The organism is Oerskovia rustica (genome assembly GCF_014836555.1).
GTDB lineage: Bacteria > Actinomycetota > Actinomycetes > Actinomycetales > Cellulomonadaceae > Oerskovia > Oerskovia rustica.
Genome location: NZ_JACSQQ010000002.1, coordinates 104,393 through 116,977, shown reverse-complemented (window position 1 = coordinate 116,977; position 12,585 = coordinate 104,393). Strand labels below are relative to the sequence as shown.

Annotated in this window: 12 protein-coding genes; 4 read left to right on the top strand and 8 right to left on the bottom strand. The window is 73.9% G+C overall.

Annotated features, from left to right (window positions below):
* Nucleotides 1-36: 36 nt before the first annotated feature.
* The 7 genes from H9652_RS01730 to H9652_RS01700 form a co-directional block, all read right to left on the bottom strand.
* Entirely contained in the window at nucleotides 37-1,863 is a 1,827-nt protein-coding gene (locus tag H9652_RS01730; protein ID WP_318243939.1) for an ATP-binding protein, read from the bottom strand.
* Between the two features lie 257 nt (nucleotides 1,864-2,120).
* Nucleotides 2,121-2,828 (bottom strand): Maf family protein, encoded by a 708-nt coding sequence (locus H9652_RS01725; protein ID WP_191794368.1) that lies wholly within the window; start codon nucleotides 2,826-2,828, stop codon nucleotides 2,121-2,123.
* Nucleotides 2,825-4,579, bottom strand: a complete 1,755-nt coding sequence (locus tag H9652_RS01720) for a DUF885 domain-containing protein (RefSeq protein WP_191794367.1) — start codon at nucleotides 4,577-4,579, stop codon at nucleotides 2,825-2,827. Before H9652_RS01720 ends, H9652_RS01725 begins: the two co-directional genes overlap by 4 nt.
* Before the next feature lie 51 nt (nucleotides 4,580-4,630).
* A complete protein-coding gene (locus tag H9652_RS01715) occupies nucleotides 4,631-5,608 on the bottom strand; it encodes a hypothetical protein (RefSeq protein ID WP_191794366.1) in 978 nt (325 codons plus the stop codon).
* Nucleotides 5,605-5,871 carry an acyl-CoA carboxylase epsilon subunit gene (locus H9652_RS01710; RefSeq protein WP_191794365.1) on the bottom strand — a complete coding sequence of 89 codons (267 nt, stop codon included), beginning with the start codon at nucleotides 5,869-5,871 and terminating at the stop codon, nucleotides 5,605-5,607. The genes H9652_RS01715 and H9652_RS01710 overlap by 4 nt, the downstream gene beginning before the upstream one ends.
* The gene (locus H9652_RS01705) at nucleotides 5,868-6,473 is read right to left on the bottom strand and encodes a hypothetical protein (RefSeq protein WP_191794364.1); all 606 of its coding nucleotides are present in this window, start codon (nucleotides 6,471-6,473) and stop codon (nucleotides 5,868-5,870) included. Before H9652_RS01705 ends, H9652_RS01710 begins: the two co-directional genes overlap by 4 nt.
* Nucleotides 6,474-6,558: 85 nt before the next feature.
* Nucleotides 6,559-8,178, bottom strand: a complete 1,620-nt coding sequence (locus H9652_RS01700; RefSeq protein ID WP_191794363.1) for an acyl-CoA carboxylase subunit beta — start codon at nucleotides 8,176-8,178, stop codon at nucleotides 6,559-6,561.
* A gap of 158 nt (nucleotides 8,179-8,336) precedes the next feature.
* Here H9652_RS01700 and H9652_RS01695 point away from each other — a divergent pair, with 158 nt between their 5' ends.
* Together H9652_RS01695 and H9652_RS01690 are read left to right on the top strand one after the other, a co-directional pair.
* Nucleotides 8,337-9,290 (top strand): biotin--[acetyl-CoA-carboxylase] ligase, encoded by a 954-nt coding sequence (locus H9652_RS01695; RefSeq protein WP_191794362.1) that lies wholly within the window; start codon nucleotides 8,337-8,339, stop codon nucleotides 9,288-9,290.
* Nucleotides 9,291-9,299: 9 nt separating this feature from the next.
* Nucleotides 9,300-10,454 (top strand): adenylate/guanylate cyclase domain-containing protein, encoded by a 1,155-nt coding sequence (locus H9652_RS01690; protein WP_318243938.1) that lies wholly within the window; start codon nucleotides 9,300-9,302, stop codon nucleotides 10,452-10,454.
* A gap of 9 nt (nucleotides 10,455-10,463) precedes the next feature.
* On the opposite strand, the gene H9652_RS01685 is transcribed toward H9652_RS01690, so the two are convergent.
* Nucleotides 10,464-11,207, bottom strand: coding sequence for an SOS response-associated peptidase (locus tag H9652_RS01685; RefSeq protein ID WP_191794361.1), 744 nt, complete (start codon nucleotides 11,205-11,207; stop codon nucleotides 10,464-10,466).
* 128 nt (nucleotides 11,208-11,335) lie between these two features.
* Between H9652_RS01685 and H9652_RS01680 the strand changes: the two genes are divergently transcribed.
* Nucleotides 11,336-11,740 (top strand): PadR family transcriptional regulator, encoded by a 405-nt coding sequence (locus tag H9652_RS01680; RefSeq protein ID WP_191794360.1) that lies wholly within the window; start codon nucleotides 11,336-11,338, stop codon nucleotides 11,738-11,740.
* Nucleotides 11,737-12,534 carry a hypothetical protein gene (locus H9652_RS01675; protein WP_191794359.1) on the top strand — a complete coding sequence of 266 codons (798 nt, stop codon included), beginning with the start codon at nucleotides 11,737-11,739 and terminating at the stop codon, nucleotides 12,532-12,534. The genes H9652_RS01680 and H9652_RS01675 overlap by 4 nt, the downstream gene beginning before the upstream one ends.
* Nucleotides 12,535-12,585 lie beyond the last annotated feature (51 nt).

Below are 12,585 nucleotides of genomic sequence, written 5' to 3'. Positions count from 1 at the left end.
AGCTGCCCGACGAACCTCGGGTTCGACGTACCGAGGTCAGGCGGTGACGTCGGTGATCTCGCAGATCGCGGTGCCCGAGCTCACGCTCGCGCCGACGCCGGCCGAGAGGCCCGTGACGCGACCCGCGCGGTGCGCGACGAGAGGCTGCTCCATCTTCATGGCCTCGAGGACAACGATGAGGTCGCCCTCGGCCACCACGGCGCCGTCGGCGACCGCGACCTTGACGATCGTGCCCTGCATGGGCGACGCGAGCGTCGTGCCGTTGCCCCCGTTGGTCTTGGCGACGGCACGACGCGCCGGACGGCGCGCGGCGTTGGCGGTTCGCGCGCGACCGGCGGCCATGCCGAGCCCGGCGGGCAGCACGACCTCGAGGCGCTTGCCGCCGACCTCGACCACGACACGCTCGGTCGCAGGTGCCTCGTCCTCCTCGGGCGCCTGGGCCGGGGCAGCCGGGGCGAGCCGCTTGAGCTCGTCCGCGAACGACGTCTCGATCCAGCGCGTGTGCACGCGGAACACCGAGTCGTCGGCCGGGACGAAGTCCTCGGCGTCGAGGACGGCCCGGTGGAACGGCAGGACCGTGGGGATGCCCTCGACGACCGTCTCGCGCAGCGCGCGGCGTGCGCGCTCGACGGCCTCGCGGCGGGTGGCGCCCGTGACGATGATCTTGGCGATCATCGAGTCGAACGCCCCCGAGATGACGTCGCCCTGCGTCACGCCGCTGTCGACGCGGACGCCCGGGCCGCTGGGGAAGTGCAGGCGCGAGATGCGGCCGGGGGCCGGCAGGAAGTTCGCGGCGGGGTCCTCGCCGTTGATGCGGAACTCGAGCGAATGACCCCGGGTGGCGACCGAGGAGTAGCCGAGGGGCTCGCCCGCGGCGATGCGGAGCTGCTCGCGCACGAGGTCGATGCCCGAGACCTCCTCGGTGACGGGGTGCTCGACCTGGAGCCGCGTGTTGACCTCGAGGAAGGAGATCGTGCCGTCGGCGCCGACGAGGAACTCGCAGGTCCCCGCACCGACGTAGCCGGCCTCGCGCAGGATGGCTTCGGAGGCCTTGTAGAGCTCTGCGCGCTGCTCGTCCGTCAGGAACGGCGCGGGGGCCTCCTCGACGAGCTTCTGGTGGCGGCGCTGGAGCGAGCAGTCGCGCGTGGAGACGACGACGACCGTGCCGTGCTCGTCGGCGAGGCACTGCGTCTCGACGTGGCGCGGGGTGTCCAGGTAACGCTCGACGAAGCACTCGCCGCGACCGAACGCGGCCGTGGCCTCACGGACGGCCGAGTCGAACATCTCGTCGATCTCGTCGATGGTGCGCGCGACCTTGAGGCCGCGACCGCCGCCGCCGAACGCCGCCTTGATCGCGATGGGCAGCCCGTGCTCCGCGGCGAACGCGTGGACCTCGGTCGCGTCAGCGACCGGGTCGGGCGTCCCGGGCACCAGGGGAGCGCCCGCGCGGTGCGCGATGTGCCGTGCGCTGACCTTGTCGCCCAGCGCGTCGATCGCCGCGGGCGGTGGGCCGATCCAGACGAGGCCCGCGTCGATGACCGCCTGGGCGAACCCGGCGTTCTCGGCGAGGAACCCGTAGCCGGGGTGCACGGCGTCGGCGCCCGAGCGGCGGGCGACGTCGAGCAGCTTGGCGATGTCGAGGTACGTGTCCGCAGCGCGCGCGCCGTCGAGCGCGAAGGCCTCGTCGGCGAGACGCACGTGCAGGGCCTCGCGGTCGGAGTCCGCGTACACGGCCACCGACGCGATCGAGGCGTCGGCGCAGGCGCGCGCGATGCGCACGGCGATCTCGCCGCGGTTGGCGATGAGAACCTTCGACAGGCGTCGGGTCGGGCTGGTCGCGGGGTTCGTGGAGTTCTCGGGCACGGCTCACGGTAGCGCGTCGGGCGCCCTGGGTTCACGCTGCGACCGGCGGTACTGGACAAGATTGGAGATCGGGCCAAGGCTCACCGGGGTCGTTTGTAGGAACCCTCCATGGTCGGCGGGGTCGACCGGCCGGTTGTGCGTCGTGGTTGTGCGCCCTCGACAAGCAGACGGCCCGCCCGCTCCCCGTCCCGCAGGCGCGGGCGGGGGGAACGGGCGGGCCGGCTGGCGGGCCGTGGCCCCGCGGGGCCGGACGGACCTCAGGACCAGAGGTCGGTCCAGGTCACCCCGATCTCGCCGAGCAGCTCGCGCACGAGCGGCAGGCTGATCCCGACCACGCCGTGGTGGTCGCCCTCGATGCTCTCGACGAACGCACCGCCCAGGCCGTCGACGGTGAACGCACCGGCGACCGCGAGGGGTTCGCCCGTCGCGACGTACGCCGCGATCTCGGCGTCGGAGACGTCGGCGAAGTGGATCGTCGTGGAGCTCGTGGCCCCGAGCGTGGCGCCGCTGCCGCCGTCCTGCGGGTCGCGCAGGTCGACGATCCAGTGCCCGGTGTGGAGCACGCCCGTCCTGCCGCGCATCGCGCGCCAGCGCTCGGTCGCCTCCGCGGCGTCCCGGGGCTTGCCGTGGACGGCCCCGGCGAACTCGAGCATGGAGTCGCAGCCGACCACGACGGGCGCGACCTCGTCGGGCCCGACGACGTCGCTCACGTCGTCGCGCTCGTGCGCCTCGCGCGAGAGGACCTGGGCGACCTCCTCGGCCTTGGCCTGGGCGAGGACGAGCACCGCGTCGGCGGGGTCGAGCGCGCCGAACCGGGCCGCGGCCGCCTCGAGGACCGCGTCCTCGTCGAGGCCCGAGACGCGGACCTCGGGCGAGACCCCCGCGGAGCGCAGGGTCGCGAGGCGGGCGGGGGACTGCGAGGCCAGGAGGAGCCGGACGCCCGGGGCCGGCGTCGCAGCCGTCACCTGAGCGCCTCGCGCAGGACGTCGAGCCCCACGGACCCGAGGTTCAGGGCGCGCTCGTGGAACGCCTTGACGTCGAACTCCTCGCCGCGTGCCTCGGCGGCCGCGCGGGCGGCGTCGCGAGTCTGCTCCCACAGCCGCTGGCCGACCTTGTAGGACGGGGCCTGGCCCGGCCACCCGAGGTAGCGGTTGAGCTCGAAGCGCACGAACGACTCGTCCATGTTCACGTTGGCCTTGAGGAACTCCCAGGCCTTGTCGGCGTCCCAGCGCGGGTCCTCGGAGTCGCCGCGCCACTCCTCGGGTGCGTCGAGCCCGAGGTGCACGCCGATGTCGAGCACGACGCGGGCCGCGCGCATGCGCTGGCCGTCGAGCATCCCGAGGCGGTCGCCCGGGTCGTCGAGGTAGCCGAGGTCGGCCATGAGGCGCTCGGCGTACAGGGCCCAGCCCTCGCCGTGGCCCGAGACCCAGCAGGCGAGACGGCGCCACGAGTTGAGGGTGTCGCGCGCGGCGACGGCCTGGCCGCACTGGAGGTGGTGGCCGGGGACGCCCTCGTGGTAGACGGTCGTCTTCTCGCGCCAGGTGTTGAACTCGGTCACGCCCGGCGGGACGGACCACCACATGCGCCCGGGGCGCGAGAAGTCGTCGCTCGGCGGCGTGTAGTAGATCCCGCCGGTCTGGGTCGGGGCGATCATGCACTCGAGGTCCAGGACCGGGGTCGGGATGTCGAAGTGCACGCCGTTCAGCGCGGCGATCGCGGCGTCCGAGGTCTCCTGCATCCAGGCGCGCAGCGCCTCGGTGCCGTCGAGCTTGCGGCTCGGGTCGGCGTCGAGGGCCGCGACGGCCTCCTCGACCGTGGCACCGGGACCGGCGATCTGTGCCGCGACGGCCTCCTGCTCGGCGATGACGCGTGCGAGCTCTTCGAGTCCCCAGCGGTAGGTCTCCTCGAGGTCGACCTCGGCGCCGAGGAAGGCCCGCGATGCCAGTGCGTATCGCTCGCGCCCGACCCCGTCGGCCACGGGGGCCTGCGGTGCGAGCTCGTTCTCCAGGAAGTCGGCGAGCCTCGCGTAGGCGGCCAGGGCGCCCGCGGCGCCGAGCTCGAGCTCCTTGCGCACCAGGGCGCATGCGGACGACTCGTCGAGCACGGCTGCGGCGGCCTCGCCCCGGACGAGGTCCAGGAAGAACGAGGACTCGGGGTCGGCGAGCTCGCGGGCCTGCTTGACGCCCTCGCGGACCTGACGGATCGCGGCGACCTTGCCGCGCTCGGCGGCGCTGGTCAGCGAGGCGATGTACCCGTCCATGGCGCCGGGCAGGGCCACGAGACGGGCCGCGACGTTCTCCCACGCCTCGAGCGTGCCCGTGGGCATCATGTCGAAGATGTCGCGCAGCTCCTGGAGCGGCGAGGCGATGTTGTTGAGCATCGCGAGGTCCTCGCCCGCCTCGTGCAGCTCGAGCGAGAGCCCGATGCGCTCGCGCATCGCGGCGAGCGTGACCCGGTCGACGTCGTCGACGGGCTGGGCGTCCGCGAGCTCGGCCAGCACGGCCCGGTCCGCGGCCGCGAGGGCCTCGTACCCGGCGGGCGACAGGTCGGTCATGAGGTGGTCGTAGCCGCTGAGCCCCATGGCCGTGGCGGCGAGCGGGTTCAGGTCGGCGACGGTGCGCACGTAGGCGTCGGCGATGGCGTCGATCGCCGTGGGCGTGCGGGGGGTCCGGGCGGTGGGGGTGCCGGGCTCGGCCGGCGACGTGGGTGAGGTCACCCGGTAGAGGTTACTGCGTGGTACCGGCGGCGGCGTCGTCCGCGAGGATGATCAGCTCCCTCGCAGGAGCCGCTCTGCCAGGTCGAGCGCGGCCGACGGGTCCGTGGGGTCGAGCGGCTGCGGGGCGCCCCCGTCCGGTCCGATGTACACGAGCTCGTCGTCGTCCTCGTAGACGAGGACGGACCGGGTGCTCCCCGGGAGCGAGACGTCGACGCGAACGGTCCGCCACGCCCCGGTGGGCGGGACCTGCTCGACGTCCAGGTGCGGGTGCTCGGCACCCTCCCGGCCCAGGGCCACGAGGAAGTCCTGGTGCGCGGACTCCGCGGCAGGGGGCTGAGCGCCGTCGGGCGACGCGGCGGTGGCCGGGGCCCCCGAAGGGGCAGCACCGGCCGCATGTTCCGGGTGCATCGCGCCCAGGAGGTCGTCGGCCCACGCGCGCTGGTAGCGCACGAGCACGACGCGCGGTCGCCCGTCCGTGCCGCGGGGGTACCAGACCGCGACGGGGTCGCCCGAGCGCGGACCGTCCGTCCCCGCCGGGACGGGCACGGTGAACGACGTCCGGACGGGGAGATGGTCGACCGAGAACGTGAGCCGACCGCTCACGCGAGCGGCGCCGTCGGGCAGGACGCGCAGGGCAGCGGCCTCGCCGGACCCCGCGGTGCTGTCGACGAGCACCGAGCCCGTCGTGCGTTCGGCGTCGGCGAGCAGGGCGTCGCGTGCGCGCGACTCGCGCTGCGCGTCGCGGTCGTCGAGGTAGCGCGCGAGCGCGAGGACCGCGACGAGCAGGAGCAGCACGGCCAGGACGCCCAGGACGGCCGCGGGCAGCGGCCAGCCCTGGGAGGGCGCGAGCTGGCGGTAGATGACGAGCACGACCGCGGGGACGGTCGGCACGGTCCACGCCCACCGGCGCCAGCCGGTGCGGGCCGGGAGCGGGGGCAGGACCGACCCGGTGCCGTCCGCCGCGAGCGGACGTTCGACGGCCCCGGGGTCGTCCGCGAGCTCGACCAGGACGGTCGTGGTCTGGCTCATGACTGCAGGCTCCACCGCCAGGCGTCGGCGTTGTGCCGGCCCGAGCGTCCGCCGAAGCTCTTGGCCGTCGCGCCCGCGCCGGTGCCCCGCAGGCTGCGCGACCGGTTGGTCCACTCGGGCAGGGGGGCCTCGTCGTCGGGCACGTGTGACGCTGCCGCCGCGGCGGCGAGCCCGGCGACGAGCGCCGCGACCTCGAGGTCGTCGGGGGCGCCGCGCACCACGCGCAGCTCCCGGCCCGACGACGCAGCACCCGTCTCGCTCACCGCTCGCCCTCCGGCGCCTCGTCGTCCGCGTCGCCGTACCCGTCGAAGTCCGCGGCCTCACCGCGCGACGCGGCCCACTCGGGGACGTCGAAGCCCGACTCGACGAGCGCGGCCACGACCTGCTCGCCCGCGTTGTCGAGGAAGTCGATCACGGCGTCGAGGGACGTGTCGGGAGTCTGGCCCGGCCCCACGACGAAGCCCAGGTAGAACGGCTCGGCGACCTCGGGGGCGGGCGGCGCGTCGGCGTCCGCCCCGGTCCCGAGGTCCTCCTCCGCGCCCCACACGAGCGAGCTCAGGTCCGGGTGCATGCCCAGCGAGTCGTGCAGCGCGTCGTAGAGCTGGGCGTTGAGCGCGCCGATCGCGGCCTCGAGCGCGAGGACCCGCGGGTCCTCGTCGGCCTCGGACGCGCCGAACTCGGTGCGTACCCCGACCGCCGTGCCGACGTACTCGTGCAGGGCTGCGGCCAGGGCGTCCACGGCCGCATGGATCGGGGCGTCGTCGACCGGGCCGAGGGGCTCGGTGCCGTGCGACGCGCCGTCGTGGCCGTCGGCCGGGTGCTCGTGGCCGTGTCCTGCGTGGTCGTCGTGCTGCTCGTCGGGCATGTCGTCCTCGCGGTTGGTGTCGTCGTTCGGTGGCGGTATCGGGGGCAGGGCCGGTGGCGACCCGGGTGTCATCGCGTCTCCAGGATCACAGCGGGATGTTCCCGTGCTTCTTGGGAGGCAGGCTCGCCCGCTTGGTGCGCAGGGCGCGCAGCGCCCGCACGACCTGCACGCGGGTCTCCGACGGACGGATGACCGCGTCGACGTAGCCGCGCTCGGCCGCGTCCCACGGGTTCACGATGGCCTCCTCGTACTCGGCGACCCGGCGGGCGCGCTCGGCGTCCACGTCCAGCCCTGCCTCTGCCGCTGATCGCAGGGCTCCGCGCTGGAGGATGTTGACCGCACCACCGGCCCCCATGACCGCGATCTGTGCCGTGGGCCAGGCCAGGTTCACGTCCGCGCCGAGCTGCTTGGAACCCATGACGATGTACGCGCCACCGTACGCCTTGCGCGTGATGAGCGTGACGAGCGGGACCGTGGCCTCGGCGTACGCGTAGATGAGCTTGGCGCCGCGGCGGATGATGCCCTGGTGCTCCTGGTCGACGCCCGGGAGGAAGCCCGGGACGTCGACGAGCGTCAGGACCGGGATGTTGAAGGCGTCGCACGTGCGCACGAACCGCGCGGCCTTCTCGGCCGCGTCGATGTCGAGCGTCCCCGCCATCGCGAGGGGCTGGTTCGCCACCACACCGATCGACTGGCCCTCGACGTGCCCGAACCCGACGATCACGTTCTTCGCGAACAGCGGCTGGACCTCCAGGAAGTCCCCGTCGTCCAGGACGTGCTCGAGCACGGTCCGCATGTCGTACGGCTGCGTGTCGGAGTCGGGGATCAGCGTGTCGAGCTCGAGGTCGTCCTCGGACACCTCGAGCTCCGTGTCCTCGGGGGCGAAGCTCGGCGCGTCGGAGAGGTTGTTCTGCGGCAGGTAGCCGATGAGGTGGCGCACGTAGTCGATCGCGTCGTCCTCGTCGGTGCCCATGTAGTGCGCGACGCCCGAGCGCTCGTTGTGGGTGCGGGCGCCGCCCAGCTCCTCGAAGCCCACGTCCTCGCCCGTGACGGCGCGGATGACGTCGGGGCCCGTGATGAACATGTTCGACGTCTGGTCGGCCATGACGATGAAGTCCGTGAGCGCGGGGGAGTACACCGCGCCGCCCGCGCTCGGGCCCAGGATGAGAGAGATCTGCGGGATCACGCCGGAGGCCGCGACGTTGCGACGGAAGATCTCCGCGAACTGGGTCAGGGCCGCGACGCCCTCCTGGATGCGCGCGCCGCCGCCGTCGGAGATCCCGATGAGCGGGACGCCCGTGCGCAGCGCCAGGTCCTGGACCTTGGTGATCTTCTGGCCGTGCACCTCGCCGAGGCTGCCGCCGAAGACCGTGAAGTCCTGCGAGTAGATGCAGACCTGGCGGCCGTCGACCGTGCCGTGCCCCACGACCACGCCGTCGCCCGCGAGCCGCTTCTTCTCGAGCCCGAAGTTCACCGAGCGGTGCTTGGCGAACGCGTCGAGCTCGACGAAGCTGCCCTCGTCGAGCAGGGCCTCGATCCGTTCGCGGGCCGTCTTCTTGTTCCGGGCGTGCTGCTTGGTGCGCGCTGCCTCCTCGGGCGCGACCGATGCCTCGGCACGCCGACGGTCGAGGTCGGCCAGCTTCGCTGCGGTGCCGATGAGCTGACCGGTGGGGGCCGGGGTGGTGCCGGCGACAGGTTCGTTCACGCAGCCGAGCCTAGTTGGTGGGTGGGACCAAGGGGGTGCGAGGGATCGCACCGGCGTGGGCGCGGCCGTTGGAGGGTTCCCACAACGTGTCGCCTCCGGGGTGAGCGCGCGGCCGTCGCCTCTGCCGCACCTGGGGTGCACGCGTGCATGATGGGCACATGACGACTGTCGACCACCCCGCGCTGCGTCCCGGCTTTCTGGCGGACCTTCTCGTGGCCCCGCACGGCCCGCTCGCCCGGCTCGAGGTCGTGGAGGAGTCGGCCTCGACGAACACCGAGCTCGCGGCGGCCGTGGCTGCCGACCCGCAGGCCTGGCCGGCGCCCGCCCTGCTCGTGGCCGAGCACCAGGTCGCCGGGCGTGGTCGCTCGGGCCGCGAGTGGGACACGCCCGCACGGACCGCGTTGACGGGCTCGCTCCTGGTGCGCCCCGACGTGCCGCGCGAGCGCCTGAGCTGGTTGCCGCTGCTCGCCGGCCTCGCGACGGTCCGGTGCCTGCGAGCGACGGCGGGGGTCGAGGCCGTGGTCAAGTGGCCCAACGACGTCCTGGTCGCGGCGCCCGGCGCGGCCGACGGGTCGGCACGGGAGGAGGCCGGGTGGGGCACGTACCGCAAGGTCGCGGGCATCCTGTGCGAGCTCCTGCCCGACGGCGGCGCGATCGTGGGCGTCGGGCTCAACGTCCTGCAGAGCGAGCGCGAGCTTCCCGTCCCGTCGGCGACGTCTCTCGCCCTGGTCGGCGCCGCGACGACGGACCGCGAGGTGCTGCTGACCGCGCTCGAGGAGTCGTTCGCGCAGACCCTGGGGCGGTGGCAGGCGGCGGCGGGAGATGCCGTCGAGGCCGGGCTCGCCGAGGAGTGCGCCGAGGTCAGCGCGACCCTCGGGGCGCAGGTGCGGGTCGACCTCACGGGCGGCGGTCAGGTGGTCGGTGAGGCGTGCGGGTTCGGTCCGGACGGTTCGCTGCTCGTGCGCGAGGCGGACGGGACGGAGCGCGTGCTGCACAGCGGCGACGTGCACCATCTGCGGCTCCGGGACGGTGCACGTGCGGGCGCGCCGGGCGGGCCGTCCGACGAGGTCGCGGCGGGGGAGCGCGGCGGGATGCCGGGTCCCCTGAACTAGGATCGGTCTGTGACGCACGACATCCCTGAGGCAGCCGACGAGACCATCGAGACGACCGAGGCGGCGGGGGAGAGTCGGCCGGAGCGCCGAGCGGACGCGGCGGCGCTGTCCGCGCTCGCGGGGGCCGCCAGGCCCGGCAGCCCGCCCTCGGCGCCGTCGCCGGTCGAGGCGGACCTCGACGAGGCGCTCCTGGGCGGTCCTCGAGCGCTCACGGTCGAGGGGCTCGCCGAGCGCGCCGGGCTGACCGAGCGTCAGGTGCGCTCCTACTGGCAGGCGCTCGGTCTGCCCATCACCGAGCAGCAGGAGCAGATGTTCACCGAGGACGACGCGGTCGCCCTCGAGGAGATCTACTCGGTCGCGGAGCGCGAGAAGTTCGACGACCGGTCGCTCACGACCCTGATCCGGTCGATGGGGCACACGACCGAGCGGCTCGTGCTGTGGCAGGTCGAGGCGCTCGTCGAGCACATGACCAAGCGTTTCGACCTCGACGACACGAGCGCCCGCCTGCTCGTCCTGGACCGGCTGCCGGACCTCGCGCCCGTCCTGGAGACCCAGCTGCGCCACGCGTGGCGCCGTCAGCTCGCGGCGGTCGCGGCGCGGTTCACGGTCGAGTTCTCCGAGGCACGGGCCGGGGACGTCACGGACTCCCAGGCGCTGCCGCTGCCGCGGGCCGTGGGCTTCGCGGACATCGTGTCGTTCACCAAGCGCACCGCGGGCCTCGGGTCGAGCGAGCTCGCGGAGTTCGTCCAGCTCTTCGAGACCCGTGCGCGCGACATCATCACCGCGGCGGGCGGGCGGGTCGTCAAGACGATCGGCGACGCGGTCCTCTACGTCGCCGACGACGTCGCGACGGGCGCCAGGGTCGCGCTCGGTCTCGCCGAGGAGGGCGAGCGGGCCGGGGAGGGCATGGAGGTGCCGCCGGTCCGGGTCAGCCTGGTCTGGGGCCGGGTGCTCTCGCGGTTCGGCGACGTGTTCGGACCGTCGGTGAACCTGGCCTCGCGGCTCACCGAGATCGCCGAGCCGACGACCGTGCTCCTGGACCGCGAGACCGCGGCCCTGCTGTCGCGAGACTCGCGCTTCGCCCTGACCGCGCAGCCCGAGCGGGAGGTGCCGGGGCTCGGGGTGATCGAGCCCGTGCGCCTGCAGTGGGCGTACAAGGGCTGAGGTCGGACCTCAGACGGCCTGGACGAGCTCCGGGCCGTCGTTCGCGACGCTGTTGACGAGCGGCGCGACCTCCTGGGCCATCATGCGGACCTCGGGCGCGATGAGCAGTCCGGCAGCCTCGTCCTTGCCGACCGCAGGATCGAGCCAAGCGTCCCACCGGTCCGGGGCGAGCGTGAGCGGCATGCGGTCGTGGATCGAGGCGAGCGCCGGGGCCGCGTCGGTCGTGATGATCGTGGTCGACACCAGCCAGCGGGCGGGATCGTCGTCGGCCTTGGCAGGGTCCCGCCAGAACTCGTAGAGGCCAGCGAACGCTGCGACCGCGGGTCCGTCCGGGTGGATGAAGAACGGCTGCTTGGTCACCTTGGGCCTGCGGGCGGTGGATCCGGGAGCCGGAGGCGTCTCGATCTTCCGCCACTCGTAGTACCCGTCGGCCGGGACCAGGCAGCGCCGGGCCGCGAACGGCTTGGCGAACGCGGGCTTGTCGAGCAGCGACTCCGCCCGTGCGTTGATCATGCGTGCACCGACCCCCGGGTCCTTGGCCCAGCTCGGAACCAGGCCCCAGCGAGCCACGCGCAGCGAGCGCCGGACCTCGCCCGTGTCCTTGGCCGCGCGCTCGACGACGATCCGTACGGGGTCGGTCGGGGCGACGTTCCAGGACGGCGGCAGGAGCCGCGCGTCGTCCGCGAGGTCGGCGATCGCGAACTCGTCGGCGAGGTCCTGGGCGTCCCGGAAGGAGGCATAGCGTCCGCACATGTCTCCCAGGATGCCTCGTGCCACCCACGCCGCGCCCTGCCGCTCGGCGATCGCGCCGGCGGGCGGCGCCGTCGGGCCTCGGTCGTGGCTAGATTGACAGACTGACTAGTTAGCGACACGATCTAGCCATGTCCGAGCACACCTGGCCCAGCGAGTGGCTCCGCGGCGTCCTCGACGTCTGCGTGCTGCGCATCCTCGCGGACGGCCCCACCTACGGGTACGCGATCGCCGCACGCCTCGCCGACGGCGGACTCGGCGTCATCAAGGGCGGGACGCTCTACCCCCTGCTCGGGCGCCTCGAGGCCGGCGGTCTCGTCACGGTCGAGTGGCGAGCCGGCGACGGCGGCCCCGGGCGCAAGTACTACGACCTCACCGACGCGGGCCGCGACGAGCTCGCGCAGCGCGCCGCGCTGTGGGAGGCCTTCACCCGCACGACCGGCGGCCTCGTCACCGGCACAGACGCCGGGGCCGAGCCCCCCGGCCTCGCCGACCAGCCCGTCCGTCGACCCACCCCGACCGAGGAGAACCGATGACCCGCACAAGCGAGAAGCGGACCGCCGCGCGCTACGCGACCGAGAGGCGTCTCGCGCCGCACGTCGAGGAGGAGTGGGCCGAGGCCTTCGTGATCGAGCTGAGGCTGCTCGACGTACCAGGGGCTGCCCTGGGAGCGGCGCTCGCGGAGGTCGAGTCCCACTGCGCGGAGAGCGGCGAGCCGGCCGCGGAGGCGTTCGGGGACCCCGTGGCGTACGCGCGGAGCCTCGACCTGCCGGTCGAGCCCGACGGGCGGTGGGAGGTCGTGAAGGTGCTCGGGCCGACCTCCGCCCAGTTCCTGGGGCTGCTGCTCCTCGGATGGGGCGGCTCGGCGGTGGTCCTGGCCCGACGAGCCGGCGAGGTGCCGAGCGTCGACGTGACGGCCGGGATGCTCGCGACGATCGCGGTGTTCGGGGCGGCGATCCTGCTCTTCTACCGGTTCAGCTCCACGGTGCTGCGACGGGTCCTGGATCGTCCGGTGGCGTCGTTCTTCGCCCTGGCGGGGTGCATGGCGGTGCTCGTCGCCGTCCCCGTCCTGCTGGACGGCGTCCTCGTCACGCTCCCGGCCTGGCCCGTGGCGGTGGCCGGTGGTCTCGCGCTGACCGTGGGCACGGTGTGGGGCGCGGTCCAGGCCAGGAGGGGCACGCTCGACGACCCGATCGTCTCGCCGCTGCCCGGCGAACCGCAGGAAGCTCCGGCCCGGGGGTCGCGTCTCCTGTCGGCCACGGTCACGTGGGTGGTCCCGGCGTTCGCGCTCGCCTCCCTCGCTCTCACGTGGCTCCTGCTGGGGCGCTGAGCGTGCGGTGAGGCCGGGCGGCCGGGGCGGCCCCGGCGTCGGGCACGTCAC